Origin of the sequence: Kaistia defluvii (genome assembly GCF_026343955.1) — a bacterium.
GTDB lineage: Bacteria > Pseudomonadota > Alphaproteobacteria > Rhizobiales > Kaistiaceae > Kaistia > Kaistia defluvii.
Genome location: NZ_JAPKNI010000004.1, coordinates 260268 through 286767, shown reverse-complemented (window position 1 = coordinate 286767; position 26500 = coordinate 260268). Strand labels below are relative to the sequence as shown.

The following is a 26500-nucleotide window of genomic DNA, read 5'->3' as shown; positions in this document are numbered from 1 at the left end:
CCCTTGTCGAGGCAGGCCCGATGCAGTGTCATGCCGCGATCGCGGTGATTCCTTGGCACGTTTGGACATCCGCTGACGCAGGATGGCAGGGACGGCCGCCGTATGATCCTCCAAGCGACGAGACCCTCGCCCCCCGGCGCACCACGGGGATCTCGACGCACCGTTGCCATCCGCGCCGGTCTCGTTCTGGGGTGGCTGGAGGCGGGGCTTGGCGCGCTCTGCGCCGGGATTCTCGCCCTGCTTCTGGCCGTGGTCCTGCTTTCGGTCGGGCTGCGCTATGGGCTGGGCAGTGCCTTTCTCGGCTCCGACGAACTGGCGATATGGCTGCATGTCGCCCTGATCGCCATCGGTGCGCCGCTCTCGATCCATGGCGCGCTGGCGATGCGCCTCGACGTCTTCACCCGCCTCCTCCCGGCGGCCGGACAACGGGCCGCGCTGGTGCTTGCCGACAGCCTCGTCATCGTCGGCGGCCTGGTGCTGGTTTTCGGTGGTGGCGAAATCATCGCCATGCTCGGCGGTGTCTCGCCGACGCTCGGCCTGCCGGAATGGGTGCGCTTCGCCTTTCTGGGCCTTGGCGGGGCGCTGACGCTGCTGGTCGTGATCCTGAAACACCTGTCCGAGGGCAGGGCCTGGCTGCTGCTGGCCGTCCTTGTGATCGGAGCGGCGCTCTATATCGGCGGCAGCAGCCTATCCCTGTCGGCCGACCTGCCAGCCAGCCTGGCGCTCGGGCTGATCGCGCTGGTTGGCCTCGTGGTTGCGGCGCCGCTGCCATTTGCGTTTCTCGCCGCCGCTTTTCTCGCCATCCCCTTCGGCAGCAGCATGCCGGAACCGGCCATGGTCGCTTCCGTCGTTTCCGGCATGTCGAAATTCCTGCTGCTGGCGATCCCCTTCTTCCTGCTCGCGGGCGGCTTGCTGACCGCCTCCGGTGTCGCCGGCCAGCTTGTGCGCTTTGCCGCCGCGCTGGTCGGCCACAAGCGGGCAGGGCTGGCGCAGACGACACTCCTGACGAGCGTGCTGTTCTCCGGCGCCTCGGGTTCCTCGGTCGCCAATGCCGCGTTCGGGGCCAGCACGTTTCAGCCGGAGCTGGTCAAGCGCGGCTATCCGCCGGCCCAGGCGGGCGCGATCATCGCCGCCACCTCGGTGCTCGATAATGTCATCCCGCCCTCGATCGCCTTCCTGATCCTCGCGGCGGCGACCAATCTTTCGGTCGGCAGCCTGCTGGTCGGCGGCTTCGTCGCCGGCGCGGTGATGGCCGCGGCGCTGGCGCTGGCCATCCATTTCACGGTCCGGGTCCGCAGTTCCGAGACCCGCGCCACGCCCGCCGAGCGCCGCAACGCCGCCATCGCTGCGATCCCGGCCTTCGGCCTCGGCGTCATCGTCGTCGCCGGCATCCGGCTTGGCGTCGTCACCACGACCGAGGCCGCCGCGCTCGCCGCGCTCTACACGCTGCTCATCGGACTGTTCGGACGGCTGGGCGCCAAAAGCCTCTATGCCGCGTTCCGGCAGGCGGGCGTAGAAGCCTCGGCGATCGGACTGTTGATCGGCACGGCGGCGCCGTTCGCCTTCCTCCTCGCCGTCGATGACATTTCAGGCCTGGTGGCCAGCCTTGCCGATCGTTTTGGCGGCAGCCCGGTCGCCGTCCTGCTGCTCGGCAATCTCATCCTGCTCGTCGTCGGGCTGGTGCTCGATATCGGCGCGGCGATCCTGCTGTTCGGGCCGCTCTTGTTGCCGCTGGCGGTCGCCGCCGGCATCGATCCGATCCACTTCGGCGTTATCCTGGTGGTCAATCTGATGATCGGCGGCCTGACGCCGCCCGTCGGCATGCTGGTCTATGTCGTCAGCGGCGTCACGAAACTGCCGGCGGGAGCGCTGTTCCGCGCCATCCTGCCTTATCTGTTCGCCCTCGTGGCCGCGCTCGCGCTGCTTTGCGCGGGCGCGATCCTCGCCATTCCATCCGTCCGCTAGAGAGCTTCCCCCCATGCCCCGGTTCACCCGCCGCCAGTTCCTCCGCTCCGCCCCGACACTGGGCCTCGCCGCGCTCGCAACCCCGGCTCTGGTAGGCCGGGCCGCCGCCGCGACGTCGCTGACGATTGCCTCGCTGCTGGGACCGGACAAGCCCGAGACCAGGATCTGGGAGCGGATCCGAGACAGGGTCGAGGCGGAACTGCCGGGCGCATTCCGCTTCAACATCGTCGCCAATGCGGCGCTGGGCGGCGAGAAGGAAGTGGCCGAGGGCCTGCGCCTCGGCTCGATCCAGGCCAGCCTCTCCACCATCTCGACCCTGTCGGGCTGGGTGCCGGAGACGCAGATCCTCGATCTGCCCTTCCTGTTTCGCGATCGCGATCATCTCCGAAAGGTCGTACAGGGCGATCTCGGCGCCGAACTGAAACAGAAGCTCGGCGCGGAGAATTTCGTGGTCGCAGACTACATCAACTATGGCGCCCGCCATCTGCTGGCCAAGGAAGCAATCACCCGGCCGGAACAGCTGAGGGGCAAGCGCATCCGCGTCATCCAGAGCCCGCTGCACACGGAACTCTGGGCGTCCTTCGGCGCCAACCCGACGGCGATCCCGATCCCCGAGACCTACAACGCGCTGTCGACCGGCGTCGTCGACGCCATGGACCTGACGAAATCCGCCTATGCCGGCTTCAAGCTCTACGAGGTGGTGCCGTATCTGACCGAGACCGGCCATATCTGGGCCTCCGGCGTGGTCGTCTTCGCAGCGCCGTTCTGGAAGCGTCTGGACGAGCGGCAAAGGGCCGTCTTCCAGGCGGCTGCCAGCGACGGCGCCCGTTATTTCGACGAGCTCATCATCGCCGACGAAGCGGCCTCGATGCAGCTCGCGGCCCAGAATGGCGGCCAGATCGTCCAGCCGGAAGACCGCCCGGCCTGGGAGAAGGGCGCGCGCACCGTCTGGCAGAGCTTTGCCGGCAAGGTCGGCGGCATGGACAAGATCGAGGCGATCCGCGCAGTCGGGTGAGGGGCGCTCTTGCGGACGGATGGTCGATAGCAGAATGGGATCAAGGCTTTGTCCGGGCTTCTCGATTCAATTCGAGAGGCCGGCTTCCTTCACCCTCATGCAGCGAGAGGGAACGCGCCGTCGCGCTTTGAGGCGGCTCCATGCCTAGAGACGGGCGGGCAGCCAGAGCCGTTCGTCGAAGCGGAACGGGCGCTGGTTCGCAATCGAAAGCGCCGCCCCGGCCGGATGGGCCGGGTTCACCAGCAGGTTGAAGCTCTCCGGCACGATGAAGGACGGCACGCGCAGCACCGGCGTGCGCGCTTCGGCGAGCCACGCATCGCCAAGGGCCTGCGGCGCCTCCGGCAGGGTGTCGAGCGTCTCGACGGCGAGGCCGTCGAGGGCGATGCCTGTCAAAACATAGTCGTCCGGCAGCAGATCGGGCGTCAGGTCGAGATGGACGCGGACCTCGAGCACGGCCAGCGCCGCGGCTTCGGCCGCGTAGATCATCGCCCGGCCGGGCGAATTCCAGCGCCCCCCATAGAGCCGCGCCCCGGTGCCGGAAAGATCGGCGAAGGGCGCGCGGGAGATGCGCCAGGCGATCAAGCGAGGCGCACCGGGAGGAGAGCGGCGACGGCCGACGCGCGGCAGGCTGCAACCTGTCCGCCCCCGTGGCGGCGCAACCTACGGCCCCCGGGGCTGCGTGCGTCCATCAGGCGGCGATGCCGTGGCTGATCCGGCCGAGCAGGGTTTCGACCTGCAGCGCGCCTTCCGACGTGTCGAGCAGCGACAGGGGCGTCTCGTCGCCCAGCGCGGTCGTCGGCCGGCGCAGCCAGGTCGCGGCCTTCTGCTGGCTGCCAAACGTATCCTCGGCCGCGGCGATCACGCGCGCGGCGCGCATCAGCCGGTCGGACTGGTCGGCCGTGAGTGTGCCGATCTTACGACGGTGCGACAGCGTTTTTCGCGGCAGCACGACGAGGTCGAGCTCGGCCAGCGTCATCCGGCCGCTATCGAGCACATGCTCGACCGCCCGCACCGGCAATCCTTGTCGCACGGCGGCGATCAGATCCCGCCCGCTCCGGATCGAAAGCCCGAGCGCGGTTTCCCCGCCGACAATATCGAGTGCTTGCGTATGAGCCATGAGCGCCTCCTGGCGATATGCCAAGAAGATAGGTGCATATGGCCGGGGCGGCAAGGGTGTAGCTTGTGGCGAGGTCACCGAACCACCATTCCAGCATCCCCGAGGACTAGTCGTCAGCACGGATCACTTGAGCGGCTGACCTCGTCGCAATAAGATCGATCTGCGCTTTCACAATTCGATCTATTCTGCTTCCGTCATCGTAAACTGCCGGAGCAACACAATGGACTCGCCCGTCATTTTTATATCGATCAGCTTTCCCTTTGGCCCCGCCGGTGTGTGGCTTATAAACGGCGATCGACAAACCTCCCTGTTCCTTTACTAAGCGAAAGCAGGGAATGTCCGTTGCGCCATCCCCGATAAAGATCATGTTCTCGAAGGGGACAGGTCTATCTTGCTTGGCGACAAACCGGTTTACTTCTGAGTTATCACTCAGATCATGGGAGTCTTTGTTTATCCTAAATAGATATTGCGTTTTTGTAGTATAATTTATGGCCAAGGCGGGCCAATCGGCGACCCCGTTTTGATTAAATATAAACTTGGATGCATAGACTTGTGCAAACTTTGCTACAATTGGCGTGCCTGCAAATATCTCTGCATTTCCGGAAGAAATCAAAAAGTGATCAACGCGGATTTCTCTCGCTCGCGCGTATTCGGTAATTCTATCGAACCAGTCTATAACTCCATCGAAAAGCTTGATCTGCTCTCCATGGGTCTTGAAGTTCTCACGGCGCACCGGGACATCCGCTGAAGCCGCTTTTTTCAACATCAAGTTCATATAAACGAGCACTTCGTCGGCTTGATGCTCTCGCGTGAGGCGCTTGACCTCCGACCAGAATGCAGCCGGCTTCATGCCAATGTCTGGAAGGAACTGGTGTTCTTGCATATTGCCGGGAGCGAGCGTTCCATCGAAATCGTATGCAATTGCCATGCGTACATATTTCTTGGCCATATGGGGTGCGGTTCCAAGCTTCTATAATTGTGACCTAGCCATATAAGAAGGGCCGGCATTTCTGCCGGCCCGATATCTCCAAAAGGGTGTGCTACGAGCAGCCGCTCGTATTTCCGCACGTATCGCACTTCAAACACGTGCCGTTGCGCACCATGGTGAAGTTGCCGCATTCGGTGCAGCTTTCGCCCTCATAGCCCTTCATTCGCGCGATCGCGACCTGTTCGGCCGCCTTCGGCTTGGGCTGGCTGGCGGGCGAGGCCGCGACCGGCTCGACCGTGCCGACGGCAAGCTCCGTCTCGGGGGCGACGTCGCGCTTGAAGGCCGTGGCGGCGGCGCCGCCAATGCCCGTCGTGCGCAGCGCCGTTACCGTCGAGCCGGTGACGGCGGGAGCGGTGGCCGCGCCCTTCGATTCACCGGCGCGGTCGACCAGCTTGAAACGCTCGGTCTTGCCGCGGACGAGGCCATGGCTGACCTGCGGCGGCTTGGAGGTCGGCAGGTCGCCGCCGCCCAGCGTCGTCGCATTGTTGTCCTCGGGGACGACATGGGCGAGGTCGTTGCGGCCGAGATAGGAAACGGCCAGCTCGCGGAACACGTAGTCGAGGATCGACGTGGCGTTCTTGATCGCCTCGTTGCCGGTGACCAGGCCCGCCGGCTCGAAGCGGGTGAACACGAAGGCCTCGACATATTCCTCGAGCGGCACGCCATATTGCAGGCCGAGCGAGATGGCGATGGCGAAGTTGTTCATCATCGCACGGAAGGCTGCGCCTTCCTTGTGCATGTCGATGAAGATCTCGCCGAGGCGGCCGTCGCGATATTCGCCGGTGTGGATATAGACCTTGTGGCCGCCGACATTCGCCTTCTGGGTATAGCCCGTGCGGCGGTCCGGCATCTTCTCCCGCTTGCGGACTTCGCGCTCGATGATCCGCTCGACGATGCGCTCGGCGATCTGCTCGGCGCGCGCCGCTGGCGTCTTGGCCATCAGCGCCTCGACGGCGTCGTCCGCATCCTCGTCGTCATCGGCGAGGATCTGCGAATTCAGCGGCTGCGACAGCTTCGAGCCGTCGCGATAGAGCGCGTTGGCCTTCAGCGCCAGGCGCCAGGACAGCATGTAGGCGTTCTTGCAATCCTCGACGGTGGCGTCGTTCGGCATGTTGATGGTCTTGGAGATCGCGCCCGAGATGAAGGGCTGCGCCGCCGCCATCATGCGGATGTGGCTCTCGACCGAGAGATAGCGCTTGCCGAGCTTGCCGCAGGGATTGGCGCAATCGAACACGGCGTAGTGCTCGAGCTTCAGATGCGGGGCGCCTTCCAGCGTCATCGCACCGCAGACATGCACGTTGGCGGCTTCGATTTCCTTCTTCGAGAAGCCGAGGGCCGGCAGGATCTCGAAGGCGGGGTCGTTCAGCTGCGCCTCGGTGAAGCCGAGCGTCTTGAGGAAGTCCTCGCCCAGCGCCCACTTGTTGAAGACGAACTTGATGTCGAAGGCCGAGGCGAGGCCGCCTTCCAGCTTCTCCAGCACCTCGTCGGTAAAGCCCTTGGCCTTCAGCGTGGTGTGGTTGACGCCGGGCGACTGGCGCAGCGAAGCATGGCCGACCGCATAGGCCTCGATCTCGGCGATCTGGTGCTCGGCATAGCCGAGGCCCTGGAGGGCTTCCGGCACGGCGCGGTTGATGATCTTGAAGTAGCCGCCGCCGGCGAGCTTCTTGAACTTCACCAGCGCGAAATCGGGCTCGATGCCGGTGGTGTCGCAATCCATGACCAGGCCGATCGTGCCGGTCGGTGCGATCACGGTCGACTGGGCGTTGCGGTAGCCATGCTGTTCGCCGAGCGCCAGTGCCTTGTCCCAGGCAGCCTTGGCATGCTCGCCGAGGCGGGCATCCTTGAGCGAGGCATGGTCGAGCAGCACCGGCAGGACCGAGAGGCCCTCATAGCCCGTCGCTTCCGCATGCGCCGCGCGGCGGTGATTGCGGATGACGCGCAGCATGTGCTCGCGGTTCTTGGCGAAGCCGGGGAAGGGGCCCTGTTCCTTGGCCATCTCGGCCGAGGTGGCATAGGCGGTGCCGGTCATGATCGCGGTCAGCGCGCCGCAGATGGCACGGCCTTCGGCCGAGTCATAGGGGATGCCGGCGGTCATCAGCAGGCCGCCGATATTGGCGTAGCCGAGGCCGAGCGTGCGGAATTCGTAGGAGAGCTCGGCGATTTCCTTGGACGGGAACTGCGCCATCAGCACGGAGATCTCGAGCACCACCGTCCAGAGGCGGCAGGCATGCTCGTAGCGCTCGACGTCGAAGCTCTTGTCCTCGTTGCGGAACTGCAGAAGGTTCAGCGAGGCGAGGTTGCAGGCCGTGTCGTCGAGGAACATGTATTCCGAGCACGGATTGGACGCGTTGATGCGTCCAGACGCCGGGCTGGTGTGCCACTCGTTCATCGTGGTGTTGAAGTGCAGGCCCGGATCGGCGGAAGCCCAGGCGGCGTGGCCGATCTGCTCCCAGAGATCCCTAGCCTTCAGCGTCTTGGCGACCTTGCCGTCGGTGCGGCGGATCAGGTTCCAGTCGCCGTCACGCTCCACCGCGCGGAGAAAATCGTCGGTGATCGAGACGGAGTTGTTGGAGTTCTGGCCCGAGACGGTGAGGTAGGCCTCCGAATCCCAATCGGCGTCATAGACGGGGAATTCGATGTCCGTATAGCCCTGCTTGGCGAACTGGATGACGCGCAGGATGTAGTTCTGCGGAACCAGCGCCTTCTTGGCGGCGCGGATCTCGCGCTTCAGGGCCGGGTTCTTGGTCGGGTCGTAGCAATCGTCGCCCGAGCCCTCGCAGTTCACGCAGGCCTTCATGATGGCCTTGAGGTGCTGCGCGTTGATCTTCGAGCCGGTGACGAGGGCGGCGACCTTCTGCTCCTCGTGCACCTTCCAGTTGATGTACTTCTCGATGTCGGGATGGTCGGCGTTGACGACGACCATCTTGGCGGCGCGACGCGTCGTGCCGCCCGACTTGATGGCGCCGGCCGCGCGGTCGCCGATCTTCAGGAAGCTCATCAGGCCGGACGACTTGCCGCCGCCGGAGAGCTTTTCGCCTTCGCCGCGGAGCGCCGAGAAGTTGGAGCCGGTGCCGGAGCCGTACTTGAACAGGCGCGCCTCGCGGACCCAGAGGTCCATGATGCCGCCCTCGTTCACCAGATCGTCGGAGACGGACTGGATGAAGCAGGCATGCGGCTGCGGGTGCTCATAGGCGGTCTTCGACTTGACCAGCTTGCCGGTCTTGTAGTCGACGTAGAAATGGCCCTGGCTCGGGCCGTCAATGCCATAGGCCCAATGCAGGCCGGTGTTGAACCATTGCGGGGAGTTCGGCGCCACCTTCTGCGTCGCCAGCATGAAGCGGTGTTCGTCGAAGAAGGCCTGCGCGTCCTCCTCGGTGTCGAAATAACCGCCCTTCCAGCCCCAATAGGTCCAGGTGCCGGCGAGACGGTCGAATACCTGGCGCGAATCGACCTCGCCGGTGAAGCGCTCCTTCTCGGGCAGCGCGGCGAGCGCCTTCTCGTCGGCGACCGAGCGCCAGAGGAACGACGGAACATCGTTCTCCTCGACGCGCTTCAGCCGCGCCGGCACGCCTGCCTTGCGGAAATATTTCTGGGCAATGATGTCGCTGGCGACCTGGCTCCAGGTCGAGGGGACCGCGATGCCTTCCAGGCGGAAGACGATCGATCCATCGGGATTGCGGATCTCGCTTTTCGTCGTTCGGAACTCGATGCCGGCATAGGCTGACTGGCCTGCTGTCGTGTAGCGCCGTTCGATCCGCATCGTCTCAAGCCCTTTGTTTTCGGGTAGCGCAGCCTCGGCGCGCCACCGGCCGGCGCATGGCGCCCGCTCTGTCCCTTGCCCAACGCTTTACACCAGGATGGGTTTCGGCCCCACCCCTCATCTAGTGCTCAAGATACGCTGAGACTCTAAATATAGTGTTTACACACCAAAATGTCACGGTTTGGACATGCCGATCCAAGACACAATAGGGCGATCAGACGGGGAAGGGAGTCCACCCAACCGCCGTATGTTCCGACTGCCAACCATGTCCTGGAAAACCGGATCGGGGGGATCCGGAGCGCATTCCAACTCTAAGCCGGAAGCTATGACGAGTCCGGCAAAAGCGTCAAGGAATAGTGGTGGTGAATTCTAAGCCGCCTACATGTGGATTTGGCATTGCAAAATCCGCGAGGGGTTGCGTAGCGAATTCGCGTGAGCGTTTGAAACGACAGGAGTTTCAAAGTTAACAAAGCCTTGCGCGGGAAGGCGGGAGCGGACGACGCTCCTGTGACGCGCTGTCGATCACGACCGGGCGGGACGCCTTATCCTCAATCTCCACAGGAGCCGATTTAGCGGCCCCATGTTGCCCTCACGGCCTTGCGGAAATGGAAACGGCGGAAAGCCGCCATGCGGCTGGGGACGGCAAATCCGGAGCGCGAAATGGCTCGCGAATCAGCGCTCGCGGCGAAGGCCCGGCCGGGAAAGCTGGCGGTCGCCCTCCGGGGTGCGTGCCCCCAAAACGAATCGAGCCCTCCGGAGGGGGAGGGCTCGATAGCCGGCCAGAGCCGGAAAACGGATCAAGCTTCCGTCTCCCCCATCGGGGAGGGGAGCGACGCGCCCGATGCCAAGTCGACCTAGGGTGTCCAGGCCTCGTAGTCGCCGGTCGCGCGCGGGCGCTGGTCGGCGCCGACGATCGAGCCCTTCGGCCGGTAGGCCGCGGCGGTGCCGGTGCCGTTCGGCTTGTGCGGCTTCTGCCACTCGCGGGGCGCGTAGCTCACCTGCGTCGGCGGCAGTTCGCTGCGGTGATGGATCCAGCCATGCCAGCCGGTCGGGATCGTCGAGCTGTCGGCATAGCCGTTGTAGATCACCCAGCGGCGCTCCGGAAATCCGCCAGCGGTGCGATCCTTGTCCGGCGTGCGGTAATAGGTGTTGCCGAACTCGTCCGTGCCGACCTTTTCGCCCTTGCGCCGCGTATAGAGGCGCGTGCCCATGGTCTGGCCGTTCCACCAGGTGAACAATTCGGTCAGGAACCAGCCCATTTTCGACCTTTCTCTCGACAGGTATTTCACCCTGCTTATGCCGCCATGGCGCGGCCAAGTCAAAGGCTGCAGGGGGCGATAACGAGGAATGCGGCCCGTCTTGCGCTCATCCGTCGCGGGCGTCGCCGACGCGGGCCATTGCGGCGGGATCGTTGAGGATGTCGCGCAGCGCCGCGATGCTGTCGCGCAGCGTCCTTGCCTGCGCCTCGGTCATGGCGACCGTGCCGGCCAGCGACTGCGTCACGCCGCAGGCATCCTGCAGCAAAGCCCGTCCCTGGTCGGTCAGCGAGACGCGAACCTGACGCTCGTCGGTCGCGTCGCGGCGCCGTACCAGGTGCCCGGCCGCTTCCAGCCGCTTCAGCAGCGGGGTCAGCGTGTTCGATTCGAGGAACAGGCGCGCGCCGATCTCGCTGACGGTGAGGTCGTCGGCCTCGCCCAGCGCCATCAGCACCAGATATTGCGGATAGGTGAGGCCCAGCCTGTCGAGCAGCGGCCGGTAGGCGCGGTTGAAGGCGCCATTGGCCGAGTAGATGGCGAAGCACAGCATCCGGTCGAGGTCGAGCGCAGAAGCGGCAAGCGGCGTCATGGTTCGTCTCCGGTTTGACCCTGTATATTATATCGTGCGCGATTGAAGCGGAAGCGCGCCATTGGCAGGGCTGCCATGCGAGAATGTGTATCGTCAACGATAAGATCGTGTGCGATTCAACTGGTCGCCGGACAAGACCGGCGCCTCGAAGCGCATCGGCGCTCATCCAGCCAGGAGCCCATCATGACGATACTTTATGCAGCCTCGGCCACGACAACCGGTGGCGGCCGAGATGGCCGCAGCACCAGCTCGGACGGTCGCCTCGACCTGCAGCTCAGCGTTCCCAAGGTCTTGGGCGGCAATGACGGTCCGGGCACCAATCCCGAACAGCTCTTCGCGGCAGGCTATTCCGCCTGTTTCCTGAGCGCGCTTCGTTTCGTTGCCGGCAAGGAAAAGGCCAAGCTGCCGGATGGCACCAGCGTGACGGCGGAAGTGGGCATCGGTCCGCGCGCCGACGGCACTGGCTTCGGCCTCGACGTCGCGATCGTCGTCGCCCTTCCGGGCTTCGACCAGGCGCAGGCGGATGATCTTGTCGCCAAGGCGCATGTGGTTTGCCCCTATTCCGAAGCGACCCGCGCCAATCTCGACGTCCGCGTTTCCGTCGAGCTCTGAACCGCCGCCGGGAGCCGAAAGAAAAGGCCCGGCAAATGCCGGGCCCTTTCTCGTTCTGGACGCCAGCGCCGAAGCGCTGGCGTGAATTTCGGGAGGCTCGTTCTAGAAGAACGAGCGCCGCTGCCACCAGCCGCCGCGCTTCGGACGATCGTCCTCCGGCTGCGCTTCCGGCTCCTGCTTGGTGGCCTCGATCTCGGCCGGGGTCTTGTCGACCATCGACTCGTCGTCGACGCCGAGCGGATCGTCGCTCTGGCTGGCCATCACCTCTTCCGTGGTGACGCGCAGGTCGGAGACTTCCTCTTCCGGCTCGTCATCCTCGTCATCGCCGACTTCCGGCATGTCGAGTTCCGGCTCATCGCCGATCTCGTCGAGGAAGGGCTCGGCCATGTCGGCGATATCGGCGACCGGAATATCCGCGGCGATCAGGCGCTCGCCGGCATCTTCCGGCTCGATGTCGCGAATGCCTTCATCCTCGACTTCGACAAACCGCTCGGACAGCACTTCACCGCTTTCGTCCAGTTCCAGCGTCCGGCCCTCTTCGGAACCTTCAGTCTCGGAACCTTCGACCTCGGAACCTTCGCCCTCGGCGCCCCGACGACCGCGACGGCCACCCCGGCGGCCGCGACGACGCCGACGACGCGGCTCGCCATTCTCGTCGTGCTCCTGCTCGTCGCCCTCGGCATCGCTGCCGCCCTCGGACGCTTCGCTGCTGGAGCCTTCGGCGGCGGCGCCTTCGCCCGCTTCGCCTTCGTCTTCCTCGTCACCGGCTTCGCCCGCAGATCCGGCCTCCTGGCCAGCGCCGCCAGCCTCGCCGCCGCGCCGACGCCGACGGCGACGACGCTTGCGGCGTCCGCCTTCATCGGCGCGTGCCGCCTCGGTCGAGCTTTCGCCCGCGGCCTCGGTATCGGCGTCCGCCTCGGCTTCGCTCTCTTCCGACTCGACCTCGTCCTCGATCTCCTCATCGACCGGATAGATCGTGTCGGGATGGACGATCGGCGAGGGAGCCGCGATCAGCGGCACGTCGCGCGGCTGCACGGCCTCGCCACGCTCAAGCATGTAATGCTGGGCGGAGTTGACGGTCTCATCGGCAAGCACCGTGATGGTGATGCCGAAACGCGCCTCGATCTCGGCCAGGTGATTGCGCTTCTGGTTGAGAATGTAGAGGGCGACGACCGTCTTGGTGCGGATGATGAGGTTGTGGGTCGCGCCCTTGAGGAGATTGTCCTCGAGCGAACGCAGCACATGCAGCGCAACCGACGCCGGCGCGCGGACATAGCCGGTGCCATGGCAGTGCGGGCAGACCTCGACAGAGCTCTCGACCACGCCCGTGCGCAGACGCTGGCGCGACATTTCAAGCAGGCCGAAATGCGAGATCCGGCCGACCTGGATCCGGGCGCGGTCGTTCTTCAGCGCGTCCTTCAGCTTGCGCTCGACCGAACGGTTGTTGCGCTTCTCTTCCATGTCGATGAAGTCGACGACGATCAGGCCGGCGAGATCGCGCAGGCGAAGCTGGCGCGCCACTTCCTCGGCCGCTTCCAGATTGGTCTGGTAGGCGGTGTCCTCGATATTGTGCTCACGCGTCGACCGGCCCGAGTTCACGTCGATGGCGACAAGCGCTTCGGTCTGGTTGATGACGATGTAGCCGCCGGACTTCAGCGTCACCTGCGGCGAGAACATCGCGTCAAGCTGCGCCTCGATGCCGGTGCGGGCAAAGATCGGCTGGCTCTCGCGATAGGGCTGAACATTCTTGGCATGGCTCGGCATGAGCATGCGCATGAAGTCCTTCGCCTCGCGGTAGCCGTCATCGCCGGCGACGAGAACCTCGTCGATGTCCTTGTTGTAGAGATCGCGGATCGACCGCTTGATCAGGCTTCCTTCCTCGTAGACGAGGGTCGGGGCGGCCGAGCGCAGCGTCAGTTCGCGGACATTCTCCCAGAGGCGCAGCAGATATTCGAAGTCGCGCTTGACCTCGGCCTTGGTGCGCGAGGCGCCTGCCGTGCGCAGGATGACGCCCATGCCCTCCGGCACCTCCAGATCGGCGGCGACTTCCTTGAGGCGCTTGCGATCGGCGGTGTTGGTGATCTTGCGCGAAATGCCGCCGCCGCGGGCCGTGTTCGGCATCAACACGGAATAGCGGCCGGCGAGCGACAGATAGGTGGTGAGAGCCGCGCCCTTGTTGCCGCGCTCTTCCTTGACGACCTGCACCAGCAGCACCTGGCGGCGCTTGATGACTTCCTGGATCTTGTACTGGCGGCCGCGGCCGCGGCGCCGCTCTGGCAGTTCCTCGAGCGCGTCCTCGGCGCCGACCGACTCGACGGCGTCTTCCTCATGCTCTTCGTCGCCGCCGATCTCCTCGACGCTATGGTCGGAAGCCGGCGCGTCGAGATGCGAGGCGTGGTCGTCCGAGCCGTTCTCGTCGCCATGGTCCGACGACTCGTCGGAAACCGGCCGCTCGCCGTTCGACTCGTCGTCATGGTGTTCGTCGGCATGGCCGTCTTCGGGATGGTCGTCGGCCTGCGCGTCGTCGGGCGATGCGCCTTCCTGGCCTTCCTCGGAAACCCCTTCGGAACGGGCTTCGTCGGCAGCCTTGGCGGCGGCCGAACGATTGCTGCCGCGCCGGCGGCTGCTCTTGGCCTTGGCGGCGGCGCGCTCTTCAGCCTCGCGCTCTTCCTGCTCTTCGGCCTCGATCAGCGCCTGACGGTCGGCGACCGGGATCTGGTAGTAGTCCGGGTGGATTTCGGAGAAAGCGAGAAAGCCGTGGCGATTGCCGCCATATTCGACGAAGGCCGCCTGCAGCGAAGGTTCGACGCGAGTGACCTTGGCTAGATAGATGTTGCCGCGAAGCTGCTTCCGGCTCGCGGATTCAAAGTCGAATTCCTCGACCCGATTGCCGCGCACCACCACGACCCGGGTCTCCTCCGGGTGGGTGGCATCGATGAGCATCTTGTTTGCCATATTGGAAATTCTCCAGGGCTCGACGCGCAAATCTCCGGCCGGCGCGGAGCGCCGATGCCGGGTTGGTCGCGAAGAAGCCGTGATGGGGGAAAAGTGAAGATGCGCGTGCCGGAGCCAGCACCGTCGATACCACCCGACCGGCAATGGCCGGTTCAGGGTTGGCGAAACGGTAGGGGGTCGGCAAAAACATGGGTACGCGCTATGAGCCTCTTGAAGAACAGACCGGCAGAGCTGCCCCCGCCGGTAATCCCGACCGCGGACGCTTCCACGCCCTACAGCCGCCGGATCGGCAGGCTCGCCGGTCGTGCGCTCGGAAAGGGGCGAGTCTGCACGACAAAGATACCTGTCCCATCCCCTGACCGTGCACCGAAGTGACCGCGGAACGCTCTTGAGGCTGCGACCCTTGACCGGGTCGATCGTCTCTCAGCGCCCCACCGCATCATGCCGATCACGCCACGTTAGGCAGCAAACCGGTCGGAGGATGAATTCCGTAGTCTCCTTTTATGGAAGGCGACGATTCTTGGCAAGGATATTGGACGGCGGGGCATGGCGGTGCCGAAGGGGTGGTCTTGCCTCGCGCACCGGCCCTTCTGCCGTTACCCGGCTGTGCAGGAAGCCGGTTTGGTTAGGAGGTCTTAACCATTCGATCCTAATCGTCTACACAGCCAAGATCGGGGCGGGGGCAGGGCTGCACCGGACGACACGACAGACATGCGAGAACGACAAGGCGTCAGCGCCGATCGACAGGAATGGCGAAGGGCCACACACGGTGCCGGGCGATGGCTGGGCGCGGGTCTGTTCGTCCTGTTTTCTGCCTTTGCTTCCGCGGCTCAAACGCCGATCGACAACAGCGTCACCTCCGCCATCTCTCCGGTCGCCTCGACGGCTGGCGCCGAGATGCCCGCCGCGATCGTGCCCGCGCCAGACGATGCCGCGCCGCTTGAACCCGCATCGTCCGCGCCTTCCGCGGAACCGGTGATCGCCCGCGAGGCGCGCGTTGTCGGTGACGGATCGCGCACCCGCTTCGTGATGGATCTGACCGGCCCCTCGGTCGTCTCCGTGTTCACGCTCGACGAACCCTACCGGGTCGTCGTCGACCTGCCGGAAGTCCACTTCGATCTCGCTGCCGATGCGGGCAAGGCGGGGAAGGGGCTCGTCTCCGCCTTCCGCTACGGCCTGATTTCGGCCGGCAAGTCGCGCATCGTGCTGGACGCGACCGGCCCGGTCTCGGTCGACAAGGCTTTTGTGCTGCCGGCCGACAAGGGCCAGCCGGCCCGTCTTGTCGTCGATCTCGTCAAGAGCACCCGCACCGCCTTCCTGGACACGCTCCGCATTTCGCGCGATCGCGACCGGGCCACCGCCGCACAGGAGCGCGAGGCCGTTCCCGGTCCCGTGCCGAACGACGGCAAGCTGCGCATCGTGCTCGATCCCGGTCATGGCGGCATCGATTCCGGCGCCATCGCCAAGTCCGGCATGCTGGAAAAGACGATCGTGCTCGCCTTCGCCCAGACGCTGAAGGAGAAGCTCGAGGCGAACAGCCGCTACGAAGTGCTAATGACGCGCTCGGACGACACCTTCGTGACGCTGCGTGGCCGCGTCCAGTTTGCCCGTTCCAAGCACGCCGACCTGTTCATCTCGATCCACGCCGATTCCTTTTCGGGCAGCGATATCCGGGGCGCGACCATCTACACCCTGTCCGAGCGCGCGTCGGACCAGATGGCGGCGTCGATCGCAGAATCGGAAAACAAGTCCGACATCCTTGCCGGCGTCGACGTGCCGGAGGACACCAACGAGGTGTCCGATATCCTGATCGATCTGGCGCGGCGGGAGACGAAAAATTTCGCGGTCGTCTTTGCCCGCAACATGATCAAGGAACTGAAGCCGGCGGTGCGCCTGTTCAAGCGCGCGCACCAGCAGGCGGGCTTCATGGTCCTGAAGGCGCCCGACGTCCCCTCGGCCCTCGTCGAGCTGGGCTATCTATCTAATCCGGATGACGAAAAGCTGCTGACGTCTCCCGAATGGCGGGACAAGGCGGCGGTCGCGATCACCCGCGCCATCGACGCCTATTTTCGCAACCGGGTCGCCAATATGGCCGCCTCCGAAGCCCTGACTGCGGGGGTCGGCAAGCCATGAAGGCGCTGTTGCCCGAACAACACGCGGCGGCTCGCGCTTCCCTTCCGGCGGGCAGCGCCCAAGTTTCTCCACAAACGGACTGGAAGAACGGACCTGTTGGGTCTATCGAGGCCAAACGAACCTGTAGTTCGCCTTCAGTCAACGGGCAGTTGAGCCCCAAGCCTTCAGGCGTTGGTCGCGCAAGTCGCGCGAACGGTGTCGTTCTTTTTTCGGGACCGGCCTGGCAAGAGCTGTCAGGTAGATCAACCAAATTCGTACCGGGGTTCGTCTCGTCGGCCTGAGCTTGTCGCCGGCAAGGCGATCCAGCGGGGAACGCGAGCGATATGTTTCTGCGACTAATCGGCTATTTATTCGGGATTGGCGCCGTGTTTTTCTTGGCAGTTGCTGCAGGTGTGGCTTGGTATGTCTCCGGCTTGACGGGCGGATTGCCGTCGGTCGAAGTCCTGGCGAAATACGAGCCGCCGGTGATGACGCGCATCCACGCGTCCGATGGTCAGCTCGTCGGCGAATACGCCCGCGAGCGTCGCCTCTATCTGCCGATCCAGGCGATCCCGGATCGGGTGAAGGCTGCCTTCATCTCGGCGGAAGACAAGAATTTCTACCAGCACGCCGGTCTCGACTATTACGGCATCGCCCGTGCGGCCCTGCAGAACATCGCGGCGCTTTCTTCCGACAAGCGCATGATCGGCGCGTCGACGATCACCCAGCAGGTCGCCAAGAACTTCCTGCTCACCAACGAGCGCTCGCTCGACCGCAAGATCAAGGAAGCGATCCTGTCGCTCCGCATCGAGCAGGCGAACTCGAAGGACAAGATCCTCGAGCTCTACCTGAACGAAATCTTCCTCGGCCTTGGCTCCTATGGTGTCGCCGCCGCGAGCCTGTCCTATTTCGACAAGTCCGTGCACGAGCTGACCCTTTCGGAAGCTGCCTATCTGGCGGCGCTGCCCAAGGGCCCGAACAACTACAATCCCTTCCGCTACGCCGACCGCGCCATCGAGCGCCGCAACTGGGTCATCGACCGCATGGTCGAGAACGGCTTCGCGACCCGCGACGAGGGCGATGCCGCCAAGGCGCAGCCGCTCGGCGTCAAGACCCGTGTCGCCAGCCCGCACATCTTCGCCGCCGACTATTATGTCGAGGAAGTGCGCCGGCAGCTGATGCAGATCTATGGCGAGAAGGCGCTCTATGACGGCGGTCTCTCGGTCCGCACCTCGCTCGACCCGGGCATGCAGGTCATGGCGCGCCAGGCGCTGATGAACGGCTTGGTCCAGTTCGACGAGCAGCATGGCTGGCGCGGTCCGGTCAAGAACGTGCCGATCGAAGGCGATTGGGGCGTTGCCGTCGGTACCGTGCCGGCGCTTTCCGACGTCATCGAATGGCGCCTCGCCATCGTTACCGCCGTCAACAAGGACGAGGCCGAGATCGGCCTGCAGCCTGGCCGCGACGAAACCGGCAAGCTGTTGCCCGCGCGTGAAACCGGCGTCATCCCGTTCTCGGAGATGAAGTGGGCAAAGCCCGCCGGCAAGAAGCTGACGGGCGCCAGCGACGCGCTCTCCGTTGGCGATGTCGTCTATGTCGAGCCCGCCGACGGCAAGCCGGGATCGTTCCGCCTGCATCAGGTGCCCGCCATCGCCGGCGCCATGGTGGTGATGGACCCCCATACCGGCCGCGTGCTGGCGATGGATGGCGGCTTCTCCTATGCGGAGAGCCAGTTCAATCGCGCCACCCAGGCGCTGCGGCAGCCGGGCTCCTCGTTCAAGCCGTTCGTCTATGCCGCCGCCCTCGACAATGGCTACACGCCGTCGTCGGTGGTCATGGATGCGCCGATCGAGGTGGATCCGGGCTATGGCCAGCCGATCTGGCGTCCGGAAAACTATGCGCAGAAGTTCTATGGCCCTTCGACGCTGCGCACCGGCATCGAGCAGTCGCGTAACGTGATGACGGTGCGCCTGGCTCAGGACATGGGCATGCCGCTCGTGGCCGAATATGCCAAGCGCTTCGGCGTCTATGACAAGCTCGGGCCCTTCCTGCCCAACGCGCTCGGCGCGTCGGAAACGACGGTTCTGCGCATGGTCTCCGGCTATTCGGTGTTCGCGAATGGCGGCCGCCAGGTGAAGCCGACGCTGATCGACCGCATCCAGGATCGCTTCGGCAAGACCATCTTCAAGCATGAAGAGCGCATCTGCGAGGGCTGCGATGCCGAGCAGTGGTCGCATCAGGACGAGCCGGTCATCGAGGATAATCGCGAGCAGGTGCTCGATCCGATGACCGCCTACCAGATCACCTCGATGCTGGAAGGCGTCGTGCAGCGCGGCACCGCGACCGTGCTGAAGAGCGTCGGCAAGCCGCTCGCCGGCAAGACGGGCACATCGAACGACTACAAGGACGCCTGGTTCATCGGCTATTCGCCGGATCTCGTGGTCGGCGTCTTCATCGGCTACGACAATCCGAAGCCGATGGGACGCGGCATGACGGGCGGCGAAATCGCGGCTCCGATCGCCGGCGACTTCTTCAAGCTGGCGCTGGCCGACAAGGCCGCCATCCCGTTCCGCGTCCCGCCGGGTCTCACCCTGATCCCGATCGACCGCAAGACCGGCATGCGCTCCACCGCCGGCGCCCCGGGCACGATCCTCGAAGCCTTCAAGCCGGGCACGGGTCCGCCGGACACCTATTCGATCATCGGCCAGACCGATGCGAATGGTCAGCCGCTGACCGTGACGCCGGAAGCTGACCGGGCCGTCATATCGGGCACCGGTGGCCTTTACTGACCAAGCAGGCCGCGGGCTCCAATCCGCGGCCTCTTCTTGGGTGCTGTTTCCTTGACGATGACGAGCGACATCCCGAGCAAGACGGGAACCTGGCGGCCGATGCGGCCGGACGATCTGCCCACGGTCGCCGCGATCGCCGACCGGGTTCACGCGGCCTATCCCGAAGATCCGGACGTCTTCGCCGAGCGCCTGCGGCTCTGGCCCCGCGGATGCTGGGTCTATGAAAGCGACGGCGAACTCATCGCCTATGTGCTGAGCCATCCGGCGCAGGCCCTTGCGCCGCCGCCGCTCAATTCTCTGCTCGGCGCGCTGCCCGTGCCGCCCACCACCTATTACATCCACGACCTCGCCCTGCTGCCCGAGACGCGCGGGCAGGGCGCCGGCTCGGCGATCGTGCGCATCCTGCTCGACGATGCGCGCCGGTCCGGCTGCCCGGAGGTCTCGCTGGTCGCAGTCAACGGCTCGGCCGGCTTCTGGGGCCGCCACGGATTTGAGACGGTCTCCGTTCCGGCCCTCGACGCCAAGCTGCGCAGCTATGACGACGACGCCCGGTTCATGGTCCGGCCGCTGGCGTAGGCGGACTGAGGCGCGCGGGGCACTTGCTTCACTTTTCCCTCAGGGAGAGGTGAAGCAACACCGACCCGGTTCGGAAATCGCCAACGCATTGCGCCCTGCGCGCGCTTCTGCGACGCTCCGGCTTCTGCGGGAGGCAAGGCAGGATGCGGGACATGCTGGCGTCGTGGCTGTTCTGGGCGCTGCTCTCGGCGGTCTTCGCCGCGCTCACCGCCATCTTCGCCAAGATCGGCATCAGCAACGTTAATTCCGACTTCGCGACCTTCATCCGCACCCTGGTCATCCTGGTCACCATCGCCTTCATCCTGACGCTGACCGGGCAATGGCAACCTTTCGGTTCCGTCTCGCCGCGCAGCTATGGCTTCCTGGTTCTGTCCGGCTTCGCCACCGGGGCTTCCTGGCTTTGCTATTTCCGGGCGCTGAAGCTCGGGGATGCCGCGCGGGTCGCGCCGATCGACAAGCTCAGCGTCGTGCTGGTCGCCGTCTTCGGCGTCGTTTTCCTGAGCGAGAAGCTGTCCGCCCGGAACTGGCTCGGCGTTCTCCTGATCGCGTCCGGGGCGATTCTGGTGGCCATGCGCAGCTGAGGCCGTTCACCTAGGGCATCGCGCTGTCGGGCGCTGCAACGTTCCCTAGCCGCCTTAAAATGGCAACGCGCGGCAAAACTGCGTCAAATTGGATTTCGTTGCGCCGGGCAGGCGAAAGAGCTTGACGCCGCCGGCGGAGTGGCGCACCTCACCCGGGTCAAGTCGGTTTCCGCTTCCGCGGCCGACCCCCATTGGAACCCCAGTTTCATGTCGAGCGACAGTAGCTGTCGAATACAGGCGCCGCCCACGGCCGCCGTGATCTGATCGCTCGATCGGCTCACGCGACCGGCTGGGTGGCCGATCGGAGTGAGTCATGGAAGATATCGTCCGCGAAGACGAGGCCACCGTGCGTTCGCGCGCTTTGGATCTCGAAGGCGAGCACGTTGCGGATCTCGTCGAACGTCTCAATCAACATGAAGCCGAAGCCAATCCGGCGCTTCTGGCGGGCGTTTCCGACGAAAGGCTGATCGAGGTTCTCGACCAGCCGGAGTTCGAAGCCTCGGTCGAGCTGATGTCGAGCCTGCCGGCGGACCGCGCGGTCCGGGTGCTGGCCGGCATGTCGGCTGACCGGGCTACCGATCTGCTGGCGGAAATCGACGAGCCCACCCGCTCGCAGCTGATCGCCAGGCTCGATCCCGAAACCCGCAATGCCGTGGCCCGTCTCGCCGCCTATCCCGAGGGTAGCGCCGGCTCGATCATGACCACCGAAGTGGTGAGCGTCCCCGCCAACTGGACCGTTGGCCAGACGCTGCAGCACATTCGCGTCGTCGAGAAGAGCCGCGAGACGATCTATACGATCTGCGTGCTCGACCCGGTCACGCATGCGCTCGTGCAGACCGTGACGCTGCGCCGCCTGATCGCGGCCGACCTCAATGCCCCGGTCCTGTCCGCCGCCCGCCATCGCCGTCCGATCACCGTCACGCCCCGCACAGACCGCGAGGAAGTGGCGCGCCTGTTCTCGAAATACGATCAGATCGCCGTGCCGGTCGTCGACGAACGCTTTCATGTCGTGGGTATCGTCACCGTCGACGACATCATCGACACGATCTTCGAGGAGAGCACGGAGGACGTCCAGAAGTTCGGCGGCATGGAGGCGCTCGATCAGCCCTACATGGACATCGGCTTCCTCAAGATGATGCACAAGCGCGCCGGCTGGCTCTGCGCGCTGTTCATCGGCGAGATGCTGACGGCGACCGCCATGCAGCATTTCGAGCATGAGCTGGAGCGGGCGATCGTGCTGACCCTGTTCATTCCGCTGATCATGAGCTCCGGCGGCAATTCGGGTTCCCAGGCGACGTCGCTGATCATCCGCGCGCTCGCGCTGGGCGAGGTCAAGCTTCGGGACTGGTGGCGGGTCGCCTTGCGCGAATTGCCCAGCGGCCTGACGCTCGGTGCCATCCTTGGCACGCTCGGCGTCATCCGCATCAGCGCCTGGCAGATGCTCGGCCTCTATGACTACGGGGAGCACTGGATGCTGATCGCGGCCACCGTCGGTACGGGCCTGCTCGGGATCGTCACCTTCGGCTCGATGGCGGGCTCGATGCTGCCCTTCATCATGCAGCGGCTCGGCTTCGACCCGGCCAGCGCCTCGGCCCCCTTCGTCGCGACGCTGGTCGATGTCACCGGCCTGGTGATCTATTTCAGCGTGGCGATGGTGATCCTGAGCGGCACGCTGCTTTAGGGAGCTTCTTGAGCCCTCCCTCAAGGGGGGAGGGTTCAAGACGCGAGCCCGGCCTCGAGGCATGCACATAGCCCAGGCTGGACTACCGCTTCTGCAATTCGATGATGTCGAACTTCGATTCGAATGTCGGCAGCGGCAGGTCGAGCCGGTAGCTCTTCGGCCCGGTCTTCAGGAAATAGCCGACCTGGTCGTCGTCGGCCTTGGCGCCATAGCGTCCCGGCTTGTCGCCGGCAATGTAGGAGACGCCGTAATAGAGCAGGCGGTTGGCGGAATCGTCGATGAAATGACCGGCCAGGCGCTGCGATCCGCTGGTCTTGGTCAGCCGGTAGCCGAGGTCGTCCTCGTCGATCTTGCAGTTGAACCAGCCATAGACGGTGAGCGGCAGCCCGCCGCCGAGCTTGATCGTCCGGCAGCGATAGTCGCCCCTTATATCGATTCCGAGGATCGGCTGGGGTTTCGCCGCCAGCACTGCGTCGAGTGTCGTCACATCGGCCTTGTCGCCGCCCTTGCGCGCTTCGGCGACGGCCGATTTCTGCGTCACCTCGTAGCGGGCGATCCGCTCCCTGTCGGTCTTGGTAAGCGTCCGCGTGGCCATCGTGCCATCGGCGAAGGCGCTGCCGGAGATCAGGATGAGTGCGATCGCCGGCATCCGGCATAGGCGGTGGACAAGCGACGTCATCGAAGTCTCCCTGGTTGGTCGGCTTGGTTTACATGGGATAGGGGCATCACTATGTTGCCCCACCCGGTGGGGTAACCCGCCCGAACGAGAAATGGACGTCTATCCAATGCGAGCCGAGATCGAAACGATCATCGACGAGATCAAGCAGGGCATCACCCTGCTGAGGAGGCATCTTTGACTGGGATCGTGCCCAGAGACGCCTGCTCGAACTGAACGCCCTGTCCGAGACGCAGAACTTCTGGGATGATCCCCAGAAGGCGCAGAAGCTGATGCGTGAGCGCCAGGGCCTCGAGGACGGCATCAACGCCGTCCTGACCAGCGAGCGCGAGCTTCAGGACAATATCGAGCTGATCGAGATGGGCGAGGCTGAGGGAGATCCCTCGATCGTCGCCGAGGCCGAGGCCGCGATCGTCGCGCTGAAGGGCGACATCCGCAAGCGCCAGGTCAATTCGATGCTGTCCGGCGAGGCCGACGGCAACGACACCTATGTCGAAGTGCATGCCGGCGCCGGCGGTACGGAAAGCCAGGACTGGGCCAACATCCTGCTGCGCATGTATACGCGCTGGGCCGAGAAGAGCGGTCGCAAGGTCGAACTGCTGGAAGTCCATGACGGTGAGGAGGCGGGCATCAAGTCGGCCACCATCCTCGTCAAGGGCGAGCAGTCCTATGGCTGGCTGAAGACCGAATCGGGCGTGCACCGCCTGGTCCGCATCTCGCCCTATGACAGCGCCGCGCGCCGCCACACCTCGTTCGCCTCGATCTGGGTCTATCCGGTCGTCGATGATTCGATCGAGATCGAGATCAACGAGAGCGACTGCCGCATCGATACCTATCGCGCGCAGGGCGCCGGTGGCCAGCACATCAACACGACCGACTCGGCCGTGCGTATCACGCACATGCCGTCCGGCATCGTCGTGCAGTGCCAGAACGAACGCTCGCAGCACAAGAACCGGGCCGCGGCCTGGGACATGCTGCGCTCGCGCCTCTACGAGGCCGAGCTGGAGCGTCGCGAGGCCGCCGCGATGGCGACCGAATCCAGCAAGAAGGACATCGGCTGGGGGCACCAGATCCGGTCCTACGTCATGCAGCCATACCAGCTGGTCAAGGATCTGCGCACCGGCGTTGAATCGACCAGCCCGCAGGACGTGCTGAACGGCGATCTGAACGACTTCATGGAAGCCGCCCTGGCCCAGCGCCTCGGCGGTCCTTCCGCCGACGTCCAGGACCTCGACTGACGCCTCTCCGGGCGGGGCTTGGCTCCGCCCGGATTTTCGGGTCTCCCCCGACGACATCAGCCCTCGCCAGCGATCCACTCGGCCGCGCCGATCACCTTGGCGTAGCCGAAGGCCAGCGCCGCCATGTTGGCGGCATGGACCTGCGCGGCGGGCACCGTCGTGCCGTTGAATTCAAGCGCGCGCGTCGCGCAGGCATCGTGGACGACCACGGTCTTGTAGCCGAAGTCCGCGGCGGCGCGTCCGGTCGCGGCGATGCACATGTGGCTCATCGCGCCGACGAGCACCACCTCATCGATCCCGCGTGCGTCGAGAACCTGCTTCAGCACCGTCTCGCGAAATGCGTTGGGGAAATGCTTGGTCACCACCGTTTCGTCGCCCTGCGGCCGGACGGTCGCGTGGATCTCCACGCCCTCTGTGCCGGGGACGAAGAAGGGCGCTTCGGGCGAAGTGGCCAGATGCTGGATGTGGATGACGGCATCGCCTTGCTGGGCGAAACCGGCCTGCTCGCGGGCCGTACCGCTACGACGCATTGGGGGCTCGGTGAGGCCTTTGCCAGGCGGTTTCCCGACGTGCGGCTGGATCTCGACCGGCTGATCGTCCATGAGGGCGATATCGTTACGGCCGGCGGACTGATGGCCTGGACGGATCTCGGCCTCAAGCTGGTCGACCGCTATCTCGGCTCGGAGGTGATGCTGGAGACGGCGCGCGTGCTGCTGGTCGATCCGCCGGGGAGGGAGCAGCGCTATTACAGCACCTTCGTGCCGCGCCTCGATCATGGCGACAGGGCGGTGCTGCAGGCGCAGCACTGGCTGCACGGGCTTGCCAACGGCGAGGCATCGCTCGAGCGGCTCGCCTCGCAGGAAGGGCTGGAGCAGCGAACCTTTCTGCGCCGCTTCCGCAAGGCGACCGGGCTGACGACGACGGGATACCAGCAGCAGCTCAAGGTGAACCGCGCGCGCGAACTGCTTCAGTTCAGCGCGTTGTCGGCGGATGAGGTCGCCTGGCAGGTCGGCTATGGCGATCCCGGCGCGTTCCGGAAGGTGTTCGTGCGGATCGTCGGGCTGTCGCCGGCGGAATATCGCCGGCGCTTTCACGCCTGAAACGGGCAACGCGCCTAGAGCAGGCGGTTGATTTCCTGGCCGGCGCGCAGATAGATCATCGGGTCGATCGGCTCGCCATCGATGCGGATTTCATAGTGGAGATGCGGGCCGGTCGAGCGGCCGGTCGAGCCGACCGTACCGATCTTCTGGCCGGCGACGACGCGTTCGCCGACTTTGACGCTGATGCTGCGCAGGTGGCCATAGCGCGTAATCACGCCGTTGCCATGGTCGACATCGACGCAATTGCCATAGCCGCCATTGAAGGCGGCGGCGACCACCTTGCCGGCGTTGACGGTGCGGGCCGGCAATCCGGACATGGCGCGAAAATCGATGCCGGTATGCGTCGCCAGGCGGCCCAGGAACGGGTCGCGGCGCGTGCCGAACCCCGAGCTGATGTCGGCGTCCTCCAGCGGGCGCTTCAGCGGCAGGGCGAGCGCGATCTGGCGGAGCTTGGCGAGCCGGTCGAACTGGTTGGTCAGCGTAGCCACGTCGGCCTTGAAGCTGGCGGGGCTGGAGATGGTGCCCTTCGGGGCCGGCACGAACGGCCCCCCCATGCCCGACGGGGCCGGCGGCACGCGGCGCCCGAGCTTGCGCAGCGCCGCGTCGATCTTCTGCGTCCGCTTGGTGACGCCGGCCATCAGGCCGCCGACGAGTGCATCCTGATCGGCCGCCATGGCGACGATCTTGTCCTCGAGCGGATCGAGACGCGGCACGACGATGGGCGGCATCGGCTGCGGCGAGCGCAGGCCCATATCGGCGAATTGCACGGAAGGCTTGGCGACGGCCGGCGAGATCGAGCCCGTCACTTCCGGATCGAGCGCGGCCTTGCGTCCCTTGGCGGGCTTCGGCTTGGCCGGGGCTGGAGGCGGGATCGTCACGTCCAGTCCGGCGCGGCGAGCCGCCTCGGCAATCTTCGCCAGCGCCTTCTGGCGGGCCTCGAGTTCCTTCTGGCGATCGAGCAGGCTACGCACCTTCTCGTCGACGCCGGCGCTCTCCTTGGAGCGCGTCTTGTTCAGGGTCTCGATTTCGGAATTGAGCTTGCCGACCTTGTCGCGCAGCGCCGCGACCTGTCCCTCATAGGCAGAGATCTGGACCTCGTGGATGGCGGCGGCCTCGACCTCGCGCGCCTCGCGCACATTCTGCGAGGCGATGATGGCGTTCTGCCGCTCCTCGGCCGCCTTGAGCAGGCCGTCGCGGAAGAACAGATAACCGGTGGCCCCGAAGTAGAGCGTGGAGAGCAGCAGCAGGCAGACGCCGCCGAGCGCGATCGTGCGCCGGCGGACATGGATGGCCCGCACGCGCTCGCCATCGGCAATCACGATCTGCGTCTTGGCCTTGCCGCCGCGCGTCCGGGCGCGAGGCGCCTCGGGCTCCGGCATGGGGGGCGCGGGAAGGTGAGAGACCAGGCTCTGGCGGGGGATGGGATGATAATCTTGATACTGACTCGGCATCTGCATTCCAACCGTAACGTCGGTACTCGGACCTTTGGC

General features: G+C 65.3%; 20 protein-coding genes. 10 read left to right on the top strand and 10 right to left on the bottom strand.

Annotated features, from left to right (window positions below):
* Window positions 1-102: 102 nt before the first annotated feature.
* Together OSH10_RS12320 and OSH10_RS12315 are read left to right on the top strand one after the other, a co-directional pair.
* The gene (locus tag OSH10_RS12320) at window positions 103-1965 is read left to right on the top strand and encodes a TRAP transporter large permease subunit (protein WP_266332060.1); all 1863 of its coding nucleotides are present in this window, start codon (window positions 103-105) and stop codon (window positions 1963-1965) included.
* A 13-nt stretch (window positions 1966-1978) separates the two neighbouring features.
* Window positions 1979-2980: a TRAP transporter substrate-binding protein gene (locus OSH10_RS12315; RefSeq protein WP_266332058.1), complete on the top strand. Its 1002-nt coding sequence runs from the start codon at window positions 1979-1981 to the stop codon at window positions 2978-2980.
* A gap of 144 nt (window positions 2981-3124) precedes the next feature.
* Here OSH10_RS12315 and OSH10_RS12310 read toward each other — a convergent pair whose 3' ends face one another.
* The 6 genes from OSH10_RS12310 to OSH10_RS12285 form a co-directional block, all read right to left on the bottom strand.
* Window positions 3125-3562, bottom strand: coding sequence for an RES family NAD+ phosphorylase (locus OSH10_RS12310; RefSeq protein WP_266332057.1), 438 nt, complete (start codon window positions 3560-3562; stop codon window positions 3125-3127).
* 106 nt (window positions 3563-3668) lie between these two features.
* Window positions 3669-4097, bottom strand: coding sequence for a type II RES/Xre toxin-antitoxin system antitoxin (gene parS, locus OSH10_RS12305; RefSeq protein WP_266332056.1), 429 nt, complete (start codon window positions 4095-4097; stop codon window positions 3669-3671).
* Window positions 4098-4203: 106 nt separating this feature from the next.
* On the bottom strand, window positions 4204-5046 hold the full coding sequence (locus OSH10_RS12300) for an HAD family hydrolase (protein ID WP_266332055.1): 843 nt from the start codon (window positions 5044-5046) through the stop codon (window positions 4204-4206).
* A 91-nt stretch (window positions 5047-5137) separates the two neighbouring features.
* Window positions 5138-8845, bottom strand: a complete 3708-nt coding sequence (locus tag OSH10_RS12295; protein ID WP_266332054.1) for a vitamin B12-dependent ribonucleotide reductase — start codon at window positions 8843-8845, stop codon at window positions 5138-5140.
* An 854-nt stretch (window positions 8846-9699) separates the two neighbouring features.
* The gene (locus OSH10_RS12290; protein ID WP_266332053.1) at window positions 9700-10104 is read right to left on the bottom strand and encodes an NADH:ubiquinone oxidoreductase subunit NDUFA12; all 405 of its coding nucleotides are present in this window, start codon (window positions 10102-10104) and stop codon (window positions 9700-9702) included.
* A gap of 106 nt (window positions 10105-10210) precedes the next feature.
* Window positions 10211-10690, bottom strand: coding sequence for a MarR family winged helix-turn-helix transcriptional regulator (locus tag OSH10_RS12285; protein ID WP_266332052.1), 480 nt, complete (start codon window positions 10688-10690; stop codon window positions 10211-10213).
* A 183-nt stretch (window positions 10691-10873) separates the two neighbouring features.
* Between OSH10_RS12285 and OSH10_RS12280 the strand changes: the two genes are divergently transcribed.
* Entirely contained in the window at window positions 10874-11302 is a 429-nt protein-coding gene (locus OSH10_RS12280) for an organic hydroperoxide resistance protein (RefSeq protein ID WP_266332051.1), read from the top strand.
* A 102-nt stretch (window positions 11303-11404) separates the two neighbouring features.
* On the opposite strand, the gene OSH10_RS12275 is transcribed toward OSH10_RS12280, so the two are convergent.
* Window positions 11405-14257: an Rne/Rng family ribonuclease gene (locus tag OSH10_RS12275; RefSeq protein ID WP_266332050.1), complete on the bottom strand. Its 2853-nt coding sequence runs from the start codon at window positions 14255-14257 to the stop codon at window positions 11405-11407.
* Between the two features lie 897 nt (window positions 14258-15154).
* On the opposite strand from OSH10_RS12275, the gene OSH10_RS12270 reads away from it, so the two are divergent.
* The 5 genes from OSH10_RS12270 to mgtE all read left to right on the top strand — a co-directional run bounded on the left by OSH10_RS12270 (window position 15155) and on the right by mgtE (window position 21996).
* Window positions 15155-16390 (top strand): N-acetylmuramoyl-L-alanine amidase, encoded by a 1236-nt coding sequence (locus tag OSH10_RS12270; RefSeq protein ID WP_266332049.1) that lies wholly within the window; start codon window positions 15155-15157, stop codon window positions 16388-16390.
* A gap of 323 nt (window positions 16391-16713) precedes the next feature.
* The gene (locus tag OSH10_RS12265) at window positions 16714-19158 is read left to right on the top strand and encodes a penicillin-binding protein 1A (protein WP_266332048.1); all 2445 of its coding nucleotides are present in this window, start codon (window positions 16714-16716) and stop codon (window positions 19156-19158) included.
* A 57-nt stretch (window positions 19159-19215) separates the two neighbouring features.
* Window positions 19216-19734 carry a GNAT family N-acetyltransferase gene (locus OSH10_RS12260; RefSeq protein ID WP_266332376.1) on the top strand — a complete coding sequence of 173 codons (519 nt, stop codon included), beginning with the start codon at window positions 19216-19218 and terminating at the stop codon, window positions 19732-19734.
* 143 nt (window positions 19735-19877) lie between these two features.
* Complete coding sequence (locus OSH10_RS12255; protein ID WP_266332047.1) at window positions 19878-20315, top strand: EamA family transporter; 438 nt, start codon at window positions 19878-19880, stop codon at window positions 20313-20315.
* A gap of 313 nt (window positions 20316-20628) precedes the next feature.
* Window positions 20629-21996: a magnesium transporter gene (gene mgtE / locus OSH10_RS12250; RefSeq protein ID WP_266332046.1), complete on the top strand. Its 1368-nt coding sequence runs from the start codon at window positions 20629-20631 to the stop codon at window positions 21994-21996.
* Window positions 21997-22078: 82 nt separating this feature from the next.
* Here the strand turns inward: mgtE and OSH10_RS12245 are convergent, their stop codons facing one another.
* On the bottom strand, window positions 22079-22675 hold the full coding sequence (locus OSH10_RS12245) for a DUF4893 domain-containing protein (RefSeq protein ID WP_266332045.1): 597 nt from the start codon (window positions 22673-22675) through the stop codon (window positions 22079-22081).
* A gap of 106 nt (window positions 22676-22781) precedes the next feature.
* Between OSH10_RS12245 and prfB the strand changes: the two genes are divergently transcribed.
* Window positions 22782-23910 (top strand): peptide chain release factor 2 gene (gene prfB / locus OSH10_RS12240; RefSeq protein ID WP_266332374.1). Its coding sequence is split into 2 segments (ribosomal slippage): window positions 22782-22850 and window positions 22852-23910, totalling 1128 coding nucleotides; the frame shifts between segments, so codons are not numbered across the junction.
* 56 nt (window positions 23911-23966) lie between these two features.
* Here the strand turns inward: prfB and OSH10_RS12235 are convergent.
* Window positions 23967-24512, bottom strand: coding sequence for a cysteine hydrolase family protein (locus OSH10_RS12235; protein ID WP_266332043.1), 546 nt, complete (start codon window positions 24510-24512; stop codon window positions 23967-23969).
* Between OSH10_RS12235 and OSH10_RS12230 the strand changes: the two genes are divergently transcribed.
* A complete protein-coding gene (locus OSH10_RS12230; RefSeq protein ID WP_323181590.1) occupies window positions 24480-25010 on the top strand; it encodes a GlxA family transcriptional regulator in 531 nt (176 codons plus the stop codon). The two genes, OSH10_RS12235 and OSH10_RS12230, sit on opposite strands and share 33 nt — an antisense overlap.
* Window positions 25011-25024: 14 nt before the next feature.
* On the opposite strand, the gene OSH10_RS12225 is transcribed toward OSH10_RS12230, so the two are convergent.
* Window positions 25025-26389: a peptidoglycan DD-metalloendopeptidase family protein gene (locus tag OSH10_RS12225; protein WP_266332042.1), complete on the bottom strand. Its 1365-nt coding sequence runs from the start codon at window positions 26387-26389 to the stop codon at window positions 25025-25027.
* Between the last annotated feature and the right edge of the window lie 111 nt (window positions 26390-26500).

Coding starts and splice junctions, on each gene's coding strand:
- OSH10_RS12320 (WP_266332060.1), top strand. CDS start 103: ATGATCCTCCAAGCGACGAGACCCTCGCCCCCCGGCGCACCACGGGGA.
- OSH10_RS12315 (WP_266332058.1), top strand. CDS start 1,979: ATGCCCCGGTTCACCCGCCGCCAGTTCCTCCGCTCCGCCCCGACACTG.
- parS (WP_266332056.1), bottom strand. CDS start 4,097: ATGGCTCATACGCAAGCACTCGATATTGTCGGCGGGGAAACCGCGCTC.
- OSH10_RS12300 (WP_266332055.1), bottom strand. CDS start 5,046: ATGGCCAAGAAATATGTACGCATGGCAATTGCATACGATTTCGATGGA.
- OSH10_RS12295 (WP_266332054.1), bottom strand. CDS start 8,845: ATGCGGATCGAACGGCGCTACACGACAGCAGGCCAGTCAGCCTATGCC.
- OSH10_RS12290 (WP_266332053.1), bottom strand. CDS start 10,104: ATGGGCTGGTTCCTGACCGAATTGTTCACCTGGTGGAACGGCCAGACC.
- OSH10_RS12285 (WP_266332052.1), bottom strand. CDS start 10,690: ATGACGCCGCTTGCCGCTTCTGCGCTCGACCTCGACCGGATGCTGTGC.
- OSH10_RS12280 (WP_266332051.1), top strand. CDS start 10,874: ATGACGATACTTTATGCAGCCTCGGCCACGACAACCGGTGGCGGCCGA.
- OSH10_RS12275 (WP_266332050.1), bottom strand. CDS start 14,257: ATGGCAAACAAGATGCTCATCGATGCCACCCACCCGGAGGAGACCCGG.
- OSH10_RS12270 (WP_266332049.1), top strand. CDS start 15,155: ATGCCCGCCGCGATCGTGCCCGCGCCAGACGATGCCGCGCCGCTTGAA.
- OSH10_RS12265 (WP_266332048.1), top strand. CDS start 16,714: ATGTTTCTGCGACTAATCGGCTATTTATTCGGGATTGGCGCCGTGTTT.
- OSH10_RS12260 (WP_266332376.1), top strand. CDS start 19,216: ATGACGAGCGACATCCCGAGCAAGACGGGAACCTGGCGGCCGATGCGG.
- OSH10_RS12255 (WP_266332047.1), top strand. CDS start 19,878: ATGCGGGACATGCTGGCGTCGTGGCTGTTCTGGGCGCTGCTCTCGGCG.
- mgtE (WP_266332046.1), top strand. CDS start 20,629: ATGGAAGATATCGTCCGCGAAGACGAGGCCACCGTGCGTTCGCGCGCT.
- OSH10_RS12245 (WP_266332045.1), bottom strand. CDS start 22,675: ATGACGTCGCTTGTCCACCGCCTATGCCGGATGCCGGCGATCGCACTC.
- OSH10_RS12235 (WP_266332043.1), bottom strand. CDS start 24,512: ATGGACGATCAGCCGGTCGAGATCCAGCCGCACGTCGGGAAACCGCCT.
- OSH10_RS12225 (WP_266332042.1), bottom strand. CDS start 26,389: ATGCCGGAGCCCGAGGCGCCTCGCGCCCGGACGCGCGGCGGCAAGGCC.